General features: G+C 32.4%; 23 protein-coding genes and 1 tRNA gene. 17 read left to right on the top strand and 7 right to left on the bottom strand.

Annotated elements, in window-relative coordinates:
- Positions 1-16: 16 nt before the first annotated feature.
- Genes MJ_RS01745 through MJ_RS01725 form a run of 5 tightly spaced genes read left to right on the top strand, consistent with a single transcriptional unit; the run spans position 17 to position 4697 of the window.
- Positions 17-337, top strand: coding sequence for a hypothetical protein (locus MJ_RS01745; protein ID WP_244409446.1), 321 nt, complete (start codon positions 17-19; stop codon positions 335-337).
- Between the two features lie 4 nt (positions 338-341).
- Entirely contained in the window at positions 342-749 is a 408-nt protein-coding gene (locus MJ_RS01740; RefSeq protein WP_010869828.1) for a phage virion morphogenesis protein, read from the top strand.
- Positions 749-2395 carry a hypothetical protein gene (locus tag MJ_RS01735; RefSeq protein WP_064496465.1) on the top strand — a complete coding sequence of 549 codons (1647 nt, stop codon included), beginning with the start codon at positions 749-751 and terminating at the stop codon, positions 2393-2395. The genes MJ_RS01740 and MJ_RS01735 overlap by 1 nt, the downstream gene beginning before the upstream one ends.
- A gap of 9 nt (positions 2396-2404) precedes the next feature.
- Positions 2405-4255 carry a minor capsid protein gene (locus MJ_RS01730; protein WP_010869826.1) on the top strand — a complete coding sequence of 617 codons (1851 nt, stop codon included), beginning with the start codon at positions 2405-2407 and terminating at the stop codon, positions 4253-4255.
- A gap of 1 nt (position 4256) precedes the next feature.
- Positions 4257-4697, top strand: a complete 441-nt coding sequence (locus tag MJ_RS01725; protein WP_010869825.1) for a hypothetical protein — start codon at positions 4257-4259, stop codon at positions 4695-4697.
- Between the two features lie 230 nt (positions 4698-4927).
- Here MJ_RS01725 and MJ_RS01720 read toward each other — a convergent pair.
- The 3 genes from MJ_RS01720 to MJ_RS01710 form a co-directional block, all read right to left on the bottom strand.
- A tRNA-Ser gene (locus tag MJ_RS01720) sits at positions 4928-5017 on the bottom strand.
- 64 nt (positions 5018-5081) lie between these two features.
- Entirely contained in the window at positions 5082-5387 is a 306-nt protein-coding gene (locus tag MJ_RS01715) for a NifB/NifX family molybdenum-iron cluster-binding protein (protein ID WP_064496464.1), read from the bottom strand.
- Between the two features lie 69 nt (positions 5388-5456).
- Entirely contained in the window at positions 5457-6761 is a 1305-nt protein-coding gene (locus tag MJ_RS01710; RefSeq protein WP_064496463.1) for an NCS2 family permease, read from the bottom strand.
- 155 nt (positions 6762-6916) lie between these two features.
- On the opposite strand from MJ_RS01710, the gene MJ_RS01705 reads away from it, so the two are divergent.
- The 3 genes from MJ_RS01705 (at position 6917) to rpsJ (ending at position 9872) form a co-directional block, all read left to right on the top strand.
- Complete coding sequence (locus MJ_RS01705; RefSeq protein WP_010869822.1) at positions 6917-7843, top strand: selenocysteine-specific translation elongation factor; 927 nt, start codon at positions 6917-6919, stop codon at positions 7841-7843.
- Positions 7844-8197: 354 nt separating this feature from the next.
- Positions 8198-9484 (top strand): translation elongation factor EF-1 subunit alpha, encoded by a 1287-nt coding sequence (gene tuf, locus MJ_RS01700; protein WP_010869821.1) that lies wholly within the window; start codon positions 8198-8200, stop codon positions 9482-9484.
- A gap of 82 nt (positions 9485-9566) precedes the next feature.
- On the top strand, positions 9567-9872 hold the full coding sequence (gene rpsJ, locus MJ_RS01695) for a 30S ribosomal protein S10 (protein ID WP_048201890.1): 306 nt from the start codon (positions 9567-9569) through the stop codon (positions 9870-9872).
- A gap of 96 nt (positions 9873-9968) precedes the next feature.
- Here rpsJ and MJ_RS01690 read toward each other — a convergent pair whose 3' ends face one another.
- The 3 genes from MJ_RS01690 to MJ_RS01680 all read right to left on the bottom strand — a co-directional run bounded on the left by MJ_RS01690 (position 9969) and on the right by MJ_RS01680 (position 11400).
- Positions 9969-10337 carry a hypothetical protein gene (locus tag MJ_RS01690; RefSeq protein ID WP_010869819.1) on the bottom strand — a complete coding sequence of 123 codons (369 nt, stop codon included), beginning with the start codon at positions 10335-10337 and terminating at the stop codon, positions 9969-9971.
- Between the two features lie 26 nt (positions 10338-10363).
- Entirely contained in the window at positions 10364-11011 is a 648-nt protein-coding gene (gene engB / locus MJ_RS01685) for a GTP-binding protein EngB (protein WP_064496462.1), read from the bottom strand.
- A gap of 95 nt (positions 11012-11106) precedes the next feature.
- The gene (locus tag MJ_RS01680; RefSeq protein ID WP_010869817.1) at positions 11107-11400 is read right to left on the bottom strand and encodes a DUF211 domain-containing protein; all 294 of its coding nucleotides are present in this window, start codon (positions 11398-11400) and stop codon (positions 11107-11109) included.
- Between the two features lie 171 nt (positions 11401-11571).
- On the opposite strand from MJ_RS01680, the gene fhcD reads away from it, so the two are divergent.
- From fhcD to speD, 4 genes are all read left to right on the top strand, one after another.
- Positions 11572-12477, top strand: a complete 906-nt coding sequence (fhcD, locus tag MJ_RS01675) for a formylmethanofuran--tetrahydromethanopterin N-formyltransferase (RefSeq protein WP_010869816.1) — start codon at positions 11572-11574, stop codon at positions 12475-12477.
- Between the two features lie 130 nt (positions 12478-12607).
- Complete coding sequence (locus MJ_RS01670) at positions 12608-13282, top strand: hypothetical protein (protein WP_010869815.1); 675 nt, start codon at positions 12608-12610, stop codon at positions 13280-13282.
- Positions 13283-13553: 271 nt separating this feature from the next.
- Positions 13554-14051 carry a pyruvoyl-dependent arginine decarboxylase gene (locus MJ_RS01665; RefSeq protein ID WP_010869814.1) on the top strand — a complete coding sequence of 166 codons (498 nt, stop codon included), beginning with the start codon at positions 13554-13556 and terminating at the stop codon, positions 14049-14051.
- A 134-nt stretch (positions 14052-14185) separates the two neighbouring features.
- Positions 14186-14560 carry an adenosylmethionine decarboxylase gene (gene speD / locus MJ_RS01660; RefSeq protein ID WP_064496461.1) on the top strand — a complete coding sequence of 125 codons (375 nt, stop codon included), beginning with the start codon at positions 14186-14188 and terminating at the stop codon, positions 14558-14560.
- 79 nt (positions 14561-14639) lie between these two features.
- On the opposite strand, the gene MJ_RS01655 is transcribed toward speD, so the two are convergent.
- Entirely contained in the window at positions 14640-15431 is a 792-nt protein-coding gene (locus tag MJ_RS01655; protein WP_010869812.1) for an LAGLIDADG family homing endonuclease, read from the bottom strand.
- 142 nt (positions 15432-15573) lie between these two features.
- On the opposite strand from MJ_RS01655, the gene speE reads away from it, so the two are divergent.
- From speE to speB, 5 genes are all read left to right on the top strand, one after another.
- Positions 15574-16455, top strand: a complete 882-nt coding sequence (speE, locus tag MJ_RS01650) for a spermidine synthase (protein WP_010869811.1) — start codon at positions 15574-15576, stop codon at positions 16453-16455.
- Positions 16456-17166: 711 nt separating this feature from the next.
- A complete protein-coding gene (locus MJ_RS01645) occupies positions 17167-17787 on the top strand; it encodes a hypothetical protein (protein ID WP_010869810.1) in 621 nt (206 codons plus the stop codon).
- 243 nt (positions 17788-18030) lie between these two features.
- Positions 18031-18363 carry a roadblock/LC7 domain-containing protein gene (locus tag MJ_RS01640; protein ID WP_010869809.1) on the top strand — a complete coding sequence of 111 codons (333 nt, stop codon included), beginning with the start codon at positions 18031-18033 and terminating at the stop codon, positions 18361-18363.
- 39 nt (positions 18364-18402) lie between these two features.
- On the top strand, positions 18403-18747 hold the full coding sequence (locus MJ_RS01635) for a roadblock/LC7 domain-containing protein (RefSeq protein WP_010869808.1): 345 nt from the start codon (positions 18403-18405) through the stop codon (positions 18745-18747).
- 129 nt (positions 18748-18876) lie between these two features.
- Complete coding sequence (gene speB / locus MJ_RS01630) at positions 18877-19731, top strand: agmatinase (RefSeq protein ID WP_010869807.1); 855 nt, start codon at positions 18877-18879, stop codon at positions 19729-19731.
- Positions 19732-19782 lie beyond the last annotated feature (51 nt).

Raw genomic sequence — 19782 nt, 5'->3', positions numbered from 1 at the left:
CTTATTGGGGGTTAGCATGTCTTTATGGAAAAAATTAGATGAGAAAGAAAACCAACGCACACATAATTTAAGCAACTCTGATGCAAATGATAGGATTCTGAGAGTTATAAATTCTGCTTTTGGAGTTCCAGACGATATTAAAGAAGAAGTTATTGCAGCAATAGACAAGGCAATTAAACACGGGCTTGAAAATGGAACTTTAAACTATCTAAAAGTCATAGAATTGGCTTGTGAAGGATATACAAAAGAGGATATTGCAGAGGCGTATGGGCATCAAATATTGGGGGCTTACGTTGCAGTTTTAATCCTAACTGGAAAACCACTTAAATTGAAGTGATTTTATGGACTACAAACAATGGGTGCGGGAATTTAAAAAAGAGTTGGCTCATGAGATTGAGAAAGAGTTGGTTGCTGAAGTTGATGACAATATACAAAGGGGTTTTCAGAAGAAAGAATTGAAATGGAAACCATTAAGCAAAGATTATCAAAAAAGGAAAGAAAAGGAAGGTAGGAACACCAAAGGATTAATTTATCATGGAGCATTATTAAAAGCAACAGATAGTAAGGTGAAAATCACTTCAAAAGGTTTGCAAGTGAAAGTTTTCAATAACATGGTGTATGCTGGAGTTCATGAATTTGGGAGTAAGAAAAAGAACATTCCAGCAAGACCATTTATACAGCCCGCATTGAAAAAAGTCCAAAAAGATTTACCGAAAATCGTGGAAAAAGTCATTAAAAGGATGAGATGATGTATATCGTCGAATTAGTGAGAGAATCTCTCAAAAAGAAAACTTTCAATAAAAAAATATTTTTAGAACTCTGCAAAAAGTTAGATATTCCCATACCTCAAAAACTGAATAAACATAACTTCCCTCCGCTATTCTATGAGTTAATTGACAAATTAAAATCATTAAATATTATAGAATTCTGTGAAATAACAATGGATTTGCACACAATAACCGAAAAACAGAAAGAAATATTACTCAATATGGTTGAACATCCCATTAATATATTGATTATTGGAAAAGGTGGCGGTAAGGACTTCATGGTTTCATTATTGTTCAATTATATGATGTTCCGAGCTTGTGTAGAAGATTATTATGAAAAATTCACAAGAATTGATTTTGTTAATGTTGCCCCCAATGACCATTTAGCAAAGAATGTTTTTTTCAAAGAGTTTAAAGCATGGTTTCTTAAATGCAAAGTATGGCAAATGATAGGGATAGATAAGAAAAAAAGACAAAAAGCCCCTATATGTGTATTGGAAACAAAAGCAGAGATAGGAGATAAAATAACAATGCACTCAGGTCACTCAAGAGCAACATCATTTGAAGGGATGAATGCCCTATGCGTTGTAGCTGATGAGATAAGCGACCCAGATTTTAAAAATGCAGAGCAATTATTTGAACAAGGGTTAAGTTCTGCAAAGTCAAGATTCAAAGATAAAGCAAGAGTCGTAGCAATCACATGGACAAGATTTCCAACTCCAAATCCGAGAGATGACGTAGGATATAGATTATATCTTGATTATAAGGCAGTCGATGAGGCATATACATTCAAAGGGAAAACATGGGAAGTGAATACAAGGGTTTCAAAAGAAGACTTTAAAGCACAATACCAAAAGAACCCAATCCTTGCAAGATGTATGTATGAATGCGAACCTCCTGAATTGAACGCTTATTTCATCAGTTTAGAAGCTCTGGAAGCAAGGCATAAAGTGGAAATGGGATTATTCACATGGAGGGCAATTTATGAAAACAATTTGATAAGATTGGAGTTTAAACAACTTCAAAGCACAGATAAAACCATTTACTGCCATACTGACCTTGCGATTAACAGAGATAAGGGCGTAATTGCGATAAGTTATTTCGATAAAGGGAAGGTTATAATTTCAGACATTATTGTTCTTACTCCAACGCTTGGACATAAGATTGATTATTTAAGTTTAGAGAAGTTTTACAATCATTTACAAAACCATTTTTCAGTTAAATTCACATTTGACAGATTCCAAAGTGAATATTTTATACAAAAATTCAAAGGTGAAAGGCTATCTAAACACGTCAAACTATGGACAACATTCCAAGAACTCGTAGAAGGGACAAAAGAATACTATGATGCAACTGGTGTAAAACGGAAAAAAGCAAAAATCGAAATTCGATGCAATGAAGATATTTGGCAAAAACTAAGAACTCAAATCCTCCAACACCAAATAGATGGGGATAAAGTAATCTATTTCGGTGAAGGTAGTCCTGACTTAGCAGATGCTGTTGTCTCAAGTGCCTATAATTGCATTACCCACAATGTGAATGCAATTGATGAAGAGGATTACTCATACCGCCAAGTGTTTGACGATGAAGAAGAATTTGAGGAATTTGAGTTTGGAAGTTTCTTTTAAGGTGATACTATGGAAGATGATAAAATTCAAATGGAGACTGTTAGTATTGACTTAGCAAAAGATACTGCTGTAAATATGGCATTGAGAATCTTATTCACTCAAATCTTTACACCATACTCAATAGTATCAATTGATGGGAAGCAACTATCCAAAGATGTAATTGATGAGATTTCAGGACTGATTGATAGACACATAAGGGACTTACAATTAGCATTTTCTGATTTTTTACTGAAAGGAAAATGCTACCTCTACAAATTGCATTACATCAATCCGAATTCAATGAACTTTAAGGAAAGGAAACATTGGAATCCACAAAAAGGAAGATATGAGTATTGCATCACATACACAATTAAAAGGAATAATGCCGAAAGATGGTGGGAAGTTGATACAGAAGAGGATGTTAGGGTTGTAATTGCACCAATGGAGCTAAGACAACACTTTCCTGCGGATGTTGAATTTTATGATGAAAAGTATTTGGGAGTATATTACAATCCAATACCAATACATGAAACAATCCAAGAGATTGCAGACCAAAAAAACACACTTGCTTTAAAAGTATTGCCACTCATGGTTCAGAAAACCCTAATCCCAACAATTATAGGGATTACTCAAAACACTAAAGCAGGAGAGATAATAAAAAAGGCACTATCAAATCACCAAAATAGAACCAGAGTATATATTCCTGCAACTCCTGATGAAGTAAAATTTGAAACAATAAGCATAGGAAAAGACATCCCAACTGATTTGATAGAAACAATGCTGTATTACTATGACAGTGCCATATTCATGGGATTGGGGACTTCAATTAGTATTGTAAAAGCATCTGGGCAGGAGCTCACAACATCAAGGACTGTAGATAGGAACATATTAAGAATTGTTCAAGGGTATCAGCAGGAAATTGAAAGATGGATTGCAGACCAGTTAGAAAAAATGGGATACAAAGGCATCTGGGTTAAATTTGCGAATCCAGACCCTGACTGGGAAATTAATATGTTGCAAAAAGCAAAAATGGTTGCAGAATTAAAGGCACAAGAACAGGTAGCCAAATATGACTTCAGTGCATTGATTGAAAGAATCTTCCCAAGCAATGAATTTGGAGAAATACTTGCGGCATATCCTGATTTAACTGAAAAAGAAGTTGAGAAGCTATTGAAAATGGCAAAAGAGGGTAAAGGAGGTTTAGAATACGCAGATGAAGAAAAACAAAAATTATTAGAAAAAAAGCGTAAAAGTTTGGAAAAAATAATCAGCAAATTAGAAAAAGTGGGAGATAAGTTCGGCAAAAAATCAATGGAAAATTTTGTAAATTGGATACTTGAAACGTATGAAAGGCTTGGATATAACGAACTTATGCAAGATTGGGATGAATTATTAAGGGAATTCACTCGAGAAGAAGTGGATATGTTCTTCCTTGACTACGTAGCCCCTACACTCAATTCATTGAAGATATATGATGACTTAGACCAGCAAACTATTGATATACTAAAACAACATTGGGAACAGGCATTCTACAACATATATTCATCATATAGCCAACAGTTCCTTGATGTTCTTACAGAGGGAATTCAAAAAGGACTTGGTGAAGAAGAAATTGCAAAGAATCTTAAAAAAGTTGCAAAAGATGTTAAGGGTTCAAGATTGCAGATGAGGGCTCGTGAGGAGATGAACAAAACCTATAATCTGACAAGAGCGAGAAGGTTCTGGAATGACAAGGTAATATATGTCACAATGAAAGATGAAAGAGTTAGACCAAGCCATAGAAAACTGCATGGGCTCATCTTTGTACCTGCTGAAAGACCTGAATTAGTGCCACCATTAGGATACGGTTGTAGATGCACAATAACACCTGTGAGGGATTAAAATGCCAAATAATACAAATAATAAATTATGTAAAGTCTGCAACTCTCCACACAGGGCTGAGATAGAAGCATTATATTTCCAGGGCTGGGGAGCTAAAAAAATATCAAAATATTTAAAAGAAAAGTATAACGAAGACATCTCATACAGTGCGATTTTAAGGCACATGCAAAACCATGTAAAGCCTCAGCTACTTGAAGCAATAGAAGAAGAAACTACCGAAATTTACTCAAAAATGTATAAGGAGATTGCGAATAATTTTGGATTGGCTTTGGAAGGTTTATTTACAATGATTAAAACCGCAAAAAAAGATTTGGAAAATCCAAAGGCAACAGCGAGGGAAAAAGAAGTTGCTGGTAGGAATTTAGTTATGGCCATAAGAGAGATGAAGGAGCTATTGCAACTTACTGAAGATAAAGAGGGGGCTGATGACATTGACCTTTAAAATTGACAATGGTTTCGGAGGGTTGCGGGGGGTTTCACTTTCATATTTTTTATAAGCAATTATATTTTTATCTTCAAATTCATCAATATCTTACCGTATCAAATTTTAGTCCAGTTATGCACAACTTAAAAAATCATAGTCCTCTAAAATTTTGTTAGAGTATAAGTTTAAAATAACATTAGTTTAATACTGGACTATATCAAAAAAGCTCTGTTAGGCTGTTAAATCATTGGCGCAGGGGCTGGGATTTGAACCCAGGCGGGGCAAAGCCCCACTGGATCTCAAGTCCAGCGCCGTAGTCCTGGCTTGGCTACCCCTGCTCAAAATAGGCATATGAAAAATATAATGATTTAGTATATAAATTTTACGGTGTCTCTTAAAAAATTATGGATTACTTATTTTACTTAATTCCCCCTCAATAAATAAAGAGATGTTTTTATCAACATCATCTCCTTCAGCATGATAAATTTCTATTTTTTTGCTAAATTTTTTGTAATTCTCTTCACTTATGTTTTTACATATAATTGCATTAACGTTTTCTTTTACAATAGACTTTTTTCCACTTTCATCATTGAATATAACTTTTGTACTCTTAACTTCGTTATCATCTATTCTAACAATTAAGAAATACTTACAATCTTCAAAACTATTACTAATTTTATCAACATCCATTGAAATGGCTACTTTCATATTTATCAACTCACAAAATATGATTTGGAAAATAGGAGATATAAGATAATTTAAGGTTATTTAAATACTTTACCCCGAAAGATATACAAATCTTAAAGCGAATATTACGGCTAAAACATATACAAGCCAATGTACTTCCTTCCATCTTCCAGTAAATACCTTTAAGATTGGATATGTTATAAATCCTAAGGCGAGACCTGTAGCTATACTAAATGTCAAAGGAATAGTTAGCAAAGTTATAAATGCAGGAATTGCCTCTGTGTAGTCATCAAAGTCGATGTATTTTACTGACCTCATCATTAAAGCTCCTACAATGACAAGTGCTGCTGCTGTTGCATAGGGGGGAATTGCCTTAACTACTGGATAGAAAAATAAAGATAATAAAAACAACATAGCCACAACTACTGAAACAAAACCTGTTCTTCCTCCAAGTGCTATACCACTTGCAGATTCTATATAGGTTGTTACAGTTGAAGTTCCCAAGAGAGAACCAACAACTGTTCCAGTAGCATCAGCCATTAAAGCCTTTTCAACCCTTGGCAGTTTTCCATCTTTATCTAAATATCCAGCCTGAGAGGCTAAAGCACTTAAAGTTCCCAAAGTGTCAAACATATCAACAAAGAAGAATGCCAAGACTATTGTCAATAAACCTAAGTTTAAAGCCCCCATTATATCAAGCTGTAAGAATGTTGGTGCAATTGATGGAGGCATTGAGAATATTCCTTCTGGGAATGGTGAAATTCCTAAAATCATTCCTATTAGCGAAGTTACTATAATTCCAATTAATATAGCTCCAATAACATTCCTACTAACTAAGATTGATGTCAAAAATATCCCAAACAACGCCAACAGTGTAGATGGCTCCATTAAATTCCCTAATGTAACTAATGTAGCTTTACTACTAACTATGATACCAGCACTTTTTAACCCAATAAACGCAATAAATAAACCAATACCAACAGCAGTTCCATACTTTATAGCATTTGGAATAACATTAAAAATCCATGTTCTTATCTTTGTTAATGTTAATATTATAAAGAGCACTCCAGAGATGAAAACAGCACCTAAGGCAACTCTCCAATCAATTCCCATTCCTAAGCAAACCCCATAGGTAAAATAAGCGTTTAATCCCATTCCTGGAGCTAAGGCAAATGGATATCTTGCATATAATCCCATAACTAAAGTTGCAATTGCTGAAGCAATACAAGTAGCAACCATAACTGCTCCAAAATCCATACCTGCAGTACTCAAAATCTGTGGATTGACAAATATTATATATGCCATGGTCATAAATGTAGTTATTCCTGCAAGGGTTTCTACCTTTAGATTAGTCCCATACTTCTCAAATTCAAAGTATTTTTCAACAAATTTCATAATCACCCCTCCATTTGTTATAATGGTTTATTTATGTAATCTAATGTTTTATAAAATCTTCAATTAATATAAAATAATAAGGTTATAGTTAGCTCTTAAATAGTTAATTCTTTAGAGAGAATAATTGGGCTACTAAAAAATATTATGGTGATTAAATGGAAGGTTTGACAGTAGGGTTATTTGGACATGTTGAAGGTGTTGGAAAAGAATTAGGGAAGAAAGGAACTTCAACAGACATAACTTTATATAATTACAAACAGGGAGATAAGGCAGTTTGTTATGTAGAGCCAACAAGATATCCAGATAGAATAAACCCTTTAATATATGAAATAAACATGATGGACTATGCCTTAGTTTTTATTGATGAGATTACAGGAGAGTTAGGAGAGACACTTTTAGCATTGGATATGTTTGGAATAAATAATGGAGCTTTTGTTGTTGGTGAATATGTTGATTTAGACATGTTGAAAAATATAATATCCCAAACATCAATGAAGGACTTTGAAATCTTAGAGAGAGATTTTATAAACATTAGGGAAAAGATGATTAATTTAAATATTGAGAGAGATTATAACGGCTTTGTTAAAATTCCAATAGACCACTACTTTACTGTTAGAAGTGTTGGAACTGTTATATTAGGAAAGGTTGAGAGTGGAACTGTAAGAGTTCATGACAATTTGAGGGTCTATCCAACAGATAAAATGGCAATGGTTAGGAGCATTCAAATCCATGATAATGATTTTAAAGAGGCAAAAGCTGGGAATAGAGTAGGTTTAGCTTTAAAAGGAATAACTACAGATGAGTTAGATAGAGGAATGATACTATCAAATGGAGAGTTAAAAGTTGCTAAAGAGATTGAAATCAACATTAACTGGAACCCATTCATGCAAAAAACTGTAAAGGAAGGGGAGAACTACCAAATAATTGTTGGTTTGCAAAGTGTTTCATGTGTTGTTGAGGAAGTGAATAAAAACAAAATAAAGCTTTCACTGCAAAAAGAAATAGCTTACGATGTTGGAGATAAGCTATGTTTAATTGATGGCAGTGCAAAAATTAGGATATTGGGTGTCGGAAAATTATAGTTCTTTTCAAAATATTTTTGCAATAACTAAGCACTGATGAACTCCTTCCTTTAGGAAGGAGTTCAAATTTCCTTAATAACTTTTATTAACTTTTAAAAAGAACAGAACTATAAAAATAGCACAATACTAAAATATTATATAGTATCATTATCACAATTATATTTATGAAATGTTGAGTTAATCATAAGATTCTTGCATAACCAAAAGATATATATACCCCCTATTTAATACTTATATCACCACAAATTCTGTATTCTTATATTCCTACCCTGTTAAGTTTTAACTTAACACCATTTTAGAATAAATATAATAAAAATAAAAAAGATAAAAAAGAAGGTAAATTGGTGATGAAATATGGCAAAGCAAAAACCAGTATTAAACGTAGCATTCATTGGACACGTCGATGCAGGTAAGTCAACAACAGTCGGTAGATTATTATACGACAGTGGAGCTATCGACCCACAGTTATTAGAGAAGTTAAAAAGAGAAGCTCAAGAGAGAGGTAAAGCAGGATTCGAGTTTGCTTACGTCATGGACAACTTGAAAGAAGAGAGAGAAAGAGGGGTTACAATTGACGTAGCTCACAAGAAGTTCGAAACCCAAAAATATGAAGTTACAATCGTCGATTGTCCAGGACACAGGGACTTCATTAAAAACATGATTACAGGAGCTTCACAGGCAGACGCTGCTGTCTTAGTTGTTGATGTTAATGATGCCAAGACAGGAATTCAGCCACAAACAAGAGAGCACATGTTCTTAGCAAGAACATTGGGTATTAAGCAAATTGCAGTTGCAATTAACAAGATGGATACAGTTAACTACAGCCAAGAAGAATACGAAAAAATGAAAAAGATGTTATCAGAGCAGTTATTAAAAGTCTTAGGTTACAACCCAGACCAAATTGACTTCATCCCAACAGCTTCATTGAAAGGAGACAACGTCGTTAAAAGATCAGAAAACATGCCATGGTACAAAGGTCCAACATTAGTTGAAGCATTAGACAAATTCCAACCACCAGAAAAACCAACAAACTTACCATTAAGAATCCCAATCCAAGATGTCTATTCAATTACAGGGGTTGGAACTGTCCCAGTTGGAAGAGTCGAAACAGGTATCTTAAGACCAGGAGACAAAGTTGTCTTCGAACCAGCAGGAGTTAGCGGAGAAGTTAAGTCAATTGAGATGCACCACGAACAAATTCCACAAGCAGAACCAGGAGACAACATTGGATTCAACGTTAGAGGAGTCAGTAAGAAAGATATTAAGAGAGGAGACGTTTGTGGGCACCCAGACAACCCACCAACAGTTGCAGAAGAATTCACAGCTCAAATCGTTGTCTTACAGCACCCAACAGCAATTACAGTTGGTTACACACCAGTCTTCCACGCACACACAGCACAGGTTGCATGTACATTCATTGAGTTGTTGAAGAAATTAGACCCAAGAACAGGGCAAGTCATTGAAGAGAACCCACAGTTCTTAAAGACTGGTGACGCAGCAATAGTCAAAATCAAACCAACAAAACCAATGGTCATTGAAAACGTTAGAGAAATTCCACAGTTAGGTAGATTCGCTATCAGAGATATGGGTATGACAATCGCTGCAGGTATGGCAATCGATGTCAAAGCTAAGAACAAATAAATTCCTTAAATTTCCCTTTTAATAGCTTTTAAATCCCATTTTATATTTTTTTAATATTTTAAAGCATTTGAGAGGGGAGAGTATGCAAAGGGCAAGAATCAAGTTATCAAGTACAGACCACAAAGTTTTAGATGAAATTTGCAGACAAATAAAAGAGATTGCTGAAAAAACAGGAGTAGATATTTCAGGACCTATACCATTACCAACAAAGGTCTTGAGAGTTGTTACAAGAAAGAGTCCAGATGGAGAAGGTTCATCAACATTTGACAGATGGACAATGAAAATCCACAAAAGATTAATTGACATTGATGCAGACGAGAGAGCTTTAAGACACATTATGAAAATAAGAATCCCTGACAATGTTCAAATAGAGATACAGTTCAAATAAAATTAGTGTGGTTATTTTAATAAACAAAATTTCATAGGCAAAAACGTTGCAATCTGAACAATGAGGATTGCAACGAAATTCCTTTTTTAATATAATTTATTCGTTTCCTGATGAATTTTTTGATTCTTTTCCACTTCTGTATCCGAAATAATAACCTATTATCGTAGTAACCATTCCAAAAAATAGTGAGAAAATTTCTTTATTGTTAGAGTATATATCTGGATTTTTGGATATAGCAATCAATATAATAAAAAATGCTATAACGATACTGCCAGTTATTGCCCTCCTCATCTCTCCTTTATCTAATTTCTTATTGTTTATCCATCCTAAAAATACAAGCCACAACAAAACAAGTGTAGGAACACCAACTGCTAATACTAAGGTATCGCAGAATATAACAGTTAGGGATATGCAAATAACAGCTATTGAGGTTACTATTGCAACAATTTTGTCATTATTTGTCATTTTATCACAACCAACCTATTCAATAATTATTCTATTCCTCTTAATTTTTTAAACAATCTAACCCTCTCAAGAATCTTTTTCTTTATCTCTTCAATTCCTTTACCCTCTTTCAATATGGCTGGGACTATAAACTTCCACTGATGCCATGGTGGCTGGCATTTTAAATATTCACAGATGCCATCTAAAACTGCATCCCATTCCTCTTTCTTTATCTTATCCATTTTATTAGCTACAAGAATCGGGCTAATCTTCAAATCAGTTATAAAGTCAAACATCTCTAAATCAATTGGAATTTCTCCCCTCCCTTTCCATCTTTCAACTATCTCAAAAAATGATTTCGTATCTATAATTTGAACAGCAGCAGCTATTTCATCAGCATGCTCTTCAATATAATGAACAATCTCATCCTTAATCTTCTCTTGCACTTTTTTTGGTAGTCCAGCCATGTAACCAAAGCCAGGCATATCCACCAAAATATACTCCCCCATATCGTATTCATTAATTTTTAAAGTAACTCCTGGCTTTTTTCCTACTCTAATATCTTTTCTTCCAGTCATTAATCTAACAAAAGTGGATTTACCTACATTACTTCTCCCAACTACAATAACTTTTGGCTTTGTCTTTTTTTCTTCATACTTTTCTTTTAAATTCTTATATCTCTCAAAAAAGTCCATAGTCTCACACAATTTAATTTGGTTTTAAAATTATCTAAAATAAGTAAAAAAGATTAATACCTTAGTTATTCTAAAAAGTTTTGAAAGACCCTCTATTAATGCCTATCTTGTGGTGTTCTAACTTCTTCAATAATCTTTTTACCTGCAACAACCTCATCTATACTGTGAATAGTCCCTCCCAAACTTTCAATAATTTCCTGAATCTCATCAAAATCTAAATTATTCCCTTCAATTGTAACTTTAACATTCTCAGTCTCTTTATCTATTTCATAGACTGTAATATTAACCCCATCAATGTTTGATAATGATGTTAATTTTAATGCCATATCTGTTATTTTTGGCTCATGCGGCTTCAATATATCTAAAACAATTCTCCTAATGCCGTTCAATTCTATCCCTCTAAATCTTTTTAATTGTTATATTACCTATACTTAGATTATTTAAAATTATTGTTGATATATTTTTATTTATGGATTTATCGAATATTAAAAACCAAATGATAAGATATTAATAGCCCCTAAGATAAACTATAATTGTTAAAATCTTAATGGAGGGAAACTATGGAAATAAATGGAGTATATATTGAAGATACATTTGCAGAAGCATTCCCAATATGGGTTTCAAGAGTTTTAATAACAGCAGCTACAAAGAAGTGGGCTAAGATTGCAGCTACAGAGGCAACAGGTTTTGGTTGTTCAGTTATAATGTGTCCAGCAGAAGCAGGAATTGAGAAATATGTCCCTCCATCAAAAACACCAGATGGAAGACCAGGATTTATAATACAGATATGCCACCCTAAAAAGTCAGAGTTAGAGCATCAAATGTTAGAGAGATTGGGGCAGTGTGTCTTAACATGTCCAACAACTGCTATTTTTGATGCTATGGGAGACATGGCTGATGAGCAGTTAAAGGTTGGATTTAAGTTGAAGTTTTTCGGAGACGGTTATGAGAAGAAAGATGAATTATATGGAAGAAAAGTTTATAAAATCCCAATCATGGGAGGGGAATTTATAACTGAAGCTAAGTTTGGAATTAAGAAAGGAGTTGCTGGAGGAAACTTCTTTATAATGGCAGATACAAACGCCTCTGCCTTAATCGCTGCTGAAGCTGCAGTTAATGCTATTGCAAGTGTTGATGGCGTTATAACTCCATTCCCAGGAGGAGTTGTTGCTTCTGGTAGTAAAGTTGGAGCAAGTAATCCAAAATACAAGTTCATGGTTGCTACAACAAACCACAAGATGTGTCCAACATTGAAGGGTGTTGTTGAAGATTCAGAAATTCCAGAAGATGTAAATGGAGTTTATGAGATAGTTATTGATGGTGTTGATGAGGAATCAGTTAAAGAGGCTATGAAGCAGGGTATCTTAGCAGCTACAAGAGTTAAAGGTGTTAAGAAGATTACAGCTGGAAACTATGGAGGTAAGTTAGGTAAATATCAATTTAACTTAAGAGAGTTGTTTGAATAAATTTACTCTATTTACTTTTTAATTTCTTTTTTATAATAGAGATAAAAACAAAATTTAAATAGTTGATAATTTAAATTATATAAATGGCTGTGGAATTTAAATTTATAAAAACCAATAGGAGGTTTTTGGTTTGAAGCCAAAATATGCATTAAGAAAGGATATGATTGGAGAATTTACACTAAATAAATCTTTTAATACTTATAGAGGTAAAGTTTTGAAGGCTGATTTTAACGGTCCCATAGAAGGCATCGTAATGAAAAACAAAAAAGAGCATATCTATTTCTATCCTCTTTTGGCACTACATATGGTTAAACCACTCAACTGTGTTCCCATAAATGTCATTCCAAAAACTTCTCTACCAACAAACCCGAAGAATGTGCATATTAAAGAGGCATTATCAAGAATTGTTGGTAGAACTTTGAAGGTTTATTATGAGACACCAAAAACATCCTATTTGGGAAGATTGTTGGGTTTTACAAGAGGGGTTTTTTCATGGACTTTAGTTTTAGAGATACATGGAGAGGTTGTTTTATTGTTTAACCCAGATTATATTGTTTATTATGGAACAAAGTGGAAGTTTTTAAAAAACAATCCTCCTTACAAACCACCAAGATTAATGAACATTACAAAAACAGCAAACTATTTAAAGAGATGTTTATTAGAGGATGTAATTATAGAGCCAGAGTATCCAAGAATAAATATTGAGGATAAGGTTTTTGTTTATCCTTATGGAGTTGTCTCTAAGGATGATTACTTAGGAAAGACAGTAGAAGATATATTAAAAGAAAAAGAGTTCTTAATTTAAGGATAATCAATAAATAACAAACAAAATTTATTTTAACACTTAAAGGTCTTAAAATTTTTAAAATTTTCTTTTTTGCTAATACCTTCCTAATCTAATCGAAAATAGTTCATAATATCCTATTTTTTTACATAAAAGCTCAAAAAATTTTAATTTATTTCAGCACCGAAGAGTTTATATATGAGTAATCATTATTTACACTAAAAAATCTTACATCTATTATATATACTCGTTCATAAATTGAGAAAAACATGTGTTTTTGGAGGTGCGTTGAATGAATGCTGAGATAAACCCTCTCCATGCTTATTTTAAATTACCAAACACAGTTTCCTTAGTAGCAGGTAGTAGTGAAGGAGAAACACCACTAAACGCTTTTGATGGAGCTTTGTTAAATGCAGGCATAGGGAATGTCAATTTAATTAGAATCAGCAGTATAATGCCTCCAGAAGCTGAAATCGTTCCTTTGCCTAAATTACCAATGGGAGCTTTGGTTCCAACAGCTTATGGATACATCATTAGCGATGTCCCAGGAGAGACAATATCAGCTGCAATAAGTGTAGCTATTCCAAAAGATAAGAGTTTATGTGGTTTAATAATGGAGTATGAAGGAAAATGCTCAAAAAAAGAGGCTGAAAAAACAGTTAGAGAGATGGCGAAGATTGGTTTTGAGATGAGAGGCTGGGAATTGGATAGAATTGAATCAATTGCAGTTGAGCATACTGTTGAAAAGTTAGGATGTGCATTTGCTGCAGCTGCATTGTGGTATAAATAATTTTCGAAAAACATTAACAGTTAAATATAATTAAGTTATAACTATTAAGGTAAAAATAATTTAAAGATAATTTTTACTTTCTAAAAGTTTCTTACATTAATTTGTTTTTATTTACCAAATTTGGAGGTGAAAGCATGTTAAAATACTTAGGGAAACACTTAATATTAGAGTTATGGGGTTGCGACCCAAAGGCATTGGACGATATTGAGGGCATAGAAAAGATGTTAGTAGATAGTGTAAAAGCATGTGGAGCTACTTTAATTTGTGTAAGAACTCACAAATTCTCTCCTCAAGGAGCTACAGGAGTTGCTGTGCTCGCGGAAAGTCATATAGCAATACATACCTACCCTGAGTATGGCTATGCCGCCTTGGATGTATTTACCTGTGGAGAGCATACAGACCCATACAAGGCATTAGAAGTTATAAGAGAGTTTTTAAAACCAAAATCAATACAAATAATTGATTTAAAAAGAGGATTAATGGAAAATGGGACTTTTGAACTTAAATAAGCTTTTTAGCTTTTCTTTCAATTCTAAAGTTGATTAATTTTTTAAATTTTTCTAAAGAGTTGGATTTTATGTATATTCTTCAGAGGTATCCAGATTTATATCTGTTATTTTTCTCACAATAAACTGAATACTCAATTCCTAATTTCTCTAAGAAACTACAACAAACATCAATTAGATTCCTGTTAGTGTTCGCTATACTGACATATTTATATACATAATTTCCTTTTTTGTTTATTACAACTGAACCCTCGGAATCATAAAATCCTTTTAGCCAAGAAATCATTAGTTTTTCGTTATTTCCAATTACATTCATATAGTAATCTACATTAAGACTTTTATACCAATAATAGAAACCTTTTGAACGAACTCTTACAACATATTGGTCTTTTTTATTTTCAAATTTCCTAACATATTCATTTATGTATTTGAAGCCAATGTTTTCAAGATTTCTTTTAAATTCTTCTATAAAATCCTTATCTGTAACTTTTAATTCAATCACATAATTACTTTCCTGCTTATTTACACTTCCATCTCCATTTAAAACTCCCAATATGTAAGCTAACGATTCTGAAGGATTTAAATTTATTTTTTTCGTATTTTTGATTATTAAGCTTTCAGATGATTTTCTAATATCGATATTATTATTTCTTAGAATTCTTCTTATCGTTTCATGGCTACACTTCATAATCTTTGCTATTTCAGTAGTTGTATATCCATTTTGATATAACTTAATAATTTCTTGAGGATTCAAATCTAAACCTCTTCTTGGAGTTATACCTAATTTATATAATCTGTAACATACTGTTGATTTACTACATCCCAATATTTTTGCAATCGTTCTTGCAGAATATCCCTTTTTATATAATTCCAAAATTTCAAATCATCAATTTTAGGATTTTTCTTACCCATAAATAGCACCATGCAAAAATTTTTATAGACAAAAGGTTTAATTAACATTACTCCATTTATAACTATTATATTTACACCTCCTAAAATAAATAAGGTGATGTAGAGTGAATCAAAATAATGATTTTAAATGCCATATTTGGTTTACAGAGTATCATAACAACAATGTAGCTCTTTCAGTTAGAGTTAAGGATATCTTATATAGGGAGAAATCAGGATTTCAAGAGATAGAGATTATTGACACCTATGATTTTGGGAAGGCATTAATTTTAGATAACACTTTTCAGACAACAGAGAGAGATGAATTTATTTATCATGAATTAATATCCCACATACCTCTTTTCACCCATCCAAATCCAAGGAATGTTTTGGTTATTGGAGGAGGGGATGGAGGGACTGTTAGGGAAGTTGTTAAGCATAAATCAGTTGAAACAGTGGATTTTGTAGAGTTGGATGAAAAGGTTATTGAAGCTTGTAAAAAGTATATGCCAAAATTGAGCTGTGAAATTGATAATGAGAAGGTAAATTTGATAATAACAGATGGAATTAAGTATGTTGCTGAAACAGAGAAGAAGTATGATGTGATTATTGTTGATTGTCCAGACCCTGTTGGGCCTGCTAAGGGGCTTTTTGAGAAAGAATTTTATAAAAATGTGTTTAAATGTTTAAATGATGATGGAATTATGGTTCAGCAATCAGAGAGTCCATTGTATAACTTAGATTTGATACAAAATATCTGCAGATATTTAAAAGATGCTGGATTTAAGATAATTATGCCATACACCTACCCAATGCCAACATATCCAAGTGGATTCTGGAGCTTTACATTAGCATCTAAAAAATACAACCCATTAGAAGTTGATGAGGCAAGAATAAAAGAAGCTTTAAAAGATATGGAAACTAAATACTATGATGAAGAAGTCCATAAGGGAATATTTTTAGCAGCACCTAAATTTTTAAAAGATGCTGTTAAAAAAGCTCTTGAATAATTTTATTTTCGTCTTTTTTATTTATACACTCATTTCGAATTTTTACCATTTTAACCATTTTATTTTTAAATATTTTTAAATATGTGTTTGACTATCTATATGGTTGATTTTTGAAAATATCTAAAAATCGTCAGAGAGTTAATATATACTTGCACATTCTTTATTACATTATATGTAAAATATGACAAAAATCCAGAACGAAAAAGATAAAAATACGATACGACGTATTAATAGTTCCTTGCAGAACATCTTAGAATAAATATATAAACGTCTTTAATAAGAAGGCGTTCAAATAGGACTTTCGCAGTTTTTATATAACTAAGGAATTTAGATGTCCAAAGGGCACCAATATTCTCTAAAATATTTATTTCTGCGATTTTGCAGAGAAATATGGTGTATAGGACTTTTTATAGTAAGGGGTTTTAAACATGTATTTTATAAAAGTAAAAACTATAATACATTCATATAATATATAAATGTAAATCCAACTTGTTCAATATTTTATAAAAATTTGTATTTTTTCGATATCTTACATAATTATCCTATAAAAAAAATTCCSCCCCCCCCCCCCCCCCCCCCCCGAAAAATCCAAAAAAATCGGAAAAACCAAAAATTTTATATAGTCGATTATATTAACTCATATTATTAACAAACTATACATTATTAAAGTCTCTCTATAGGACTTTCACAGTTTATATATTAAGTGTTTAGATGTCCAAGGGAATCAATCCTCCGAAAGGTGGAGGGACTATGGAGGGGAGATACATGAGTCAAGCACATGAATTATTGACAAATACAGGAGTTGAGAATATGGCAAATAGAACAGCTGAGAGAATGATTCCTTTAATGAACTCTTTAGTAACTGGCTATAGCATAGCGTTAGCAAAAACCTTAGGTAGTGGAGCAGGAGCTATGACTCAAATCTTACTATCAGAAATTGGAGAAGTTTTAAGTGCAATGGTCGATGAAATTTTAGGCAGTGGGCAAGCAAGTTATGAATTAGAAAATGTTGAAGAGTTGTTAAAAAATGCGTTCTTGGAGTTAGGGATTGCTAAAGATGTAAAAATTGAAAAAAATATAAAAGATAACATGGTAATTTACAAATTGTATATAAAAGGTTCTTTATTTGCTCCTGTCCATAAAATTTTAATCGATAGAGGATTAAAAGAGTTCCCGTTAAGCCCAGAGGGTTTATTAGCTGCTTCCATAGTTAGAAGAGTCCTAAGAGAAAGAAAAGACGGAAATACAAAGGCAAGAATTAATGTAAATACAAAACTTCCAGTTAATGGAGAGACATTGATTGTTGAAATAAAAGAAGTAGGGAGTTTATAATCTTTCAACTTTCTACTAAATTTATATAATATTGAATTCTGAAATTTATGATGGTTTTCAAAATGTTAAAATTCTTAATGCTCCTATGTATAGGGGGTATATAAATACCACAAATAATATTTTTTTAGAAATCACCATAATGCTCTTATATATAATTCTATATATACTCCTATAAGGTGTTATCACGTAACAACAAAGTATTTATTATATGAAAGTCTCTATCTAATTAAAGGAGGCATAGTTATGATTCAAAAAGAAATTCTTGAAGAATTAAAAGATTTAGATTATATTCATGGAGTTTTATTAATAAAAAATGATGGATTAGTTGAATATTCCAGTTTGTCAGAAGATTCAAATATGGAAAGCTTAGGGGCAAGATTATCTATCATTTTGAACAGTATTTCTGAAGTAATAAAAGATATATATAACGAAAAGACAGAATGTGTTTTTATTAAAGTTAAGGACGATGGAATAATATTAATCCCTAAAGATAATGAAATATTAACAATACTATTCAAAGCCAATAATGACATCTTACATAAAATTATTCCAATAATACAAGAAATAATAAAATAAGTTGAAATAAAAAATGGAAAGAAATAAAAATGGGATAGTATGATTGATAGGGTTTTGTTGGAGTTGAATAAGACTGAGGGTATTAAGGGTTCTATGGTTGTTGGTAAGGATGGTTTAGTTATTGCCTCTCAATTGCCTGGGAGTGTTGATGCTGAGTTAGTTGGGGCTATGGCTTCAGCAGCATTTGGGGCTGCTGAAAGAACAGCAGCAGAAATTGGAATGGGTACTTTAGAACAAACAATGATTGAAGGAGAGCACGGTAAAACCCTAATGGTCGATGCAGGAGAGGGAATTTTAGTAGTCTTAACTGACGCAAAAGTTAATTTGGGTTTAATTAGAATAACAATGAAAAGAGCGGCAGATAAGATAAAAGCAATGTTCTAAAAAATAAAAAAATTAAATTTATCAAATTTTAAACAATCTTTTTTATTTTTAATGATTAGGATATATATTTTTATATGTGCTATGGTTTTTATTCTTCTTTTAGTATATTTTCTTTGTTGAGGTGGTTAAATGGAGGAGCACTTTATTGATTTATCTAAATTTATGATGGCAAATTGTCCTTATGAAGAAGCTGAGGGAGTTATATTTTCAATTCCCTATGATGAAACAACCTCATTTAAACCGGGAGCGAGAGAGGGAGGAAACGCTATAAGAACAGCATCATGGGGTTTAGAAACATACAGCCCAATTTTAGATAGAGATTTGGCAGAATTAAAATACTGTGATTTAAAAGATTTAGATTTGTATGGAAGTCAAGAAGAAATATTTGGCACAATTCACTCAGTCTCAAGGGAAATATTAAAAGAAAATAAAAAAATCATTGTTTTTGGAGGAGAGCATTCTATAACTTATCCAATAATCAAAGCTGTAAAAGACATCTATGATGATTTTATTGTTATTCAATTTGATGCCCATTGTGATTTGAGAGATGAATATTTGGGTAATAAGCTCTCTCATGCGTGTGTTATGAGGAGAGTTTATGAGCTAACCAAAAATATATTCCAATTTGGAATTAGAAGTGGAGATAAAGAGGAATGGGACCTTGCAAGGAAAAACAACCTCTATCTAAAGATGGATCTAATGAATAAGGATGATTTAGAATATATAAAGAGCTTAGACAAGCCAATATATGTAACTATAGATATCGATGTGTTAGACCCTGCCTATGCTCCAGGAACTGGAACTCCAGAACCCTGTGGATTTTCAACAAGAGAACTTTTTAACTCTTTATATTTATTAGAAGAGGTTAAAGATAAAATTATTGGTTTTGATATAGTTGAAGTTTCTCCGATTTATGATATTGCCAATATTACAGCAATAACCGCTGCTAAAATAGCAAGAGAACTTATGTTGATGATTCTATAACTAATTTTGAGCATATGTGTTAAAGTTATATTTTTCTGCTTATACTTCTAA

The organism is Methanocaldococcus jannaschii DSM 2661 (assembly GCF_000091665.1).
GTDB lineage: Archaea > AGJL01 > Methanococci > Methanococcales > Methanocaldococcaceae > Methanocaldococcus > Methanocaldococcus jannaschii.
This window is presented reverse-complemented; position numbering and strand designations above follow the sequence as displayed.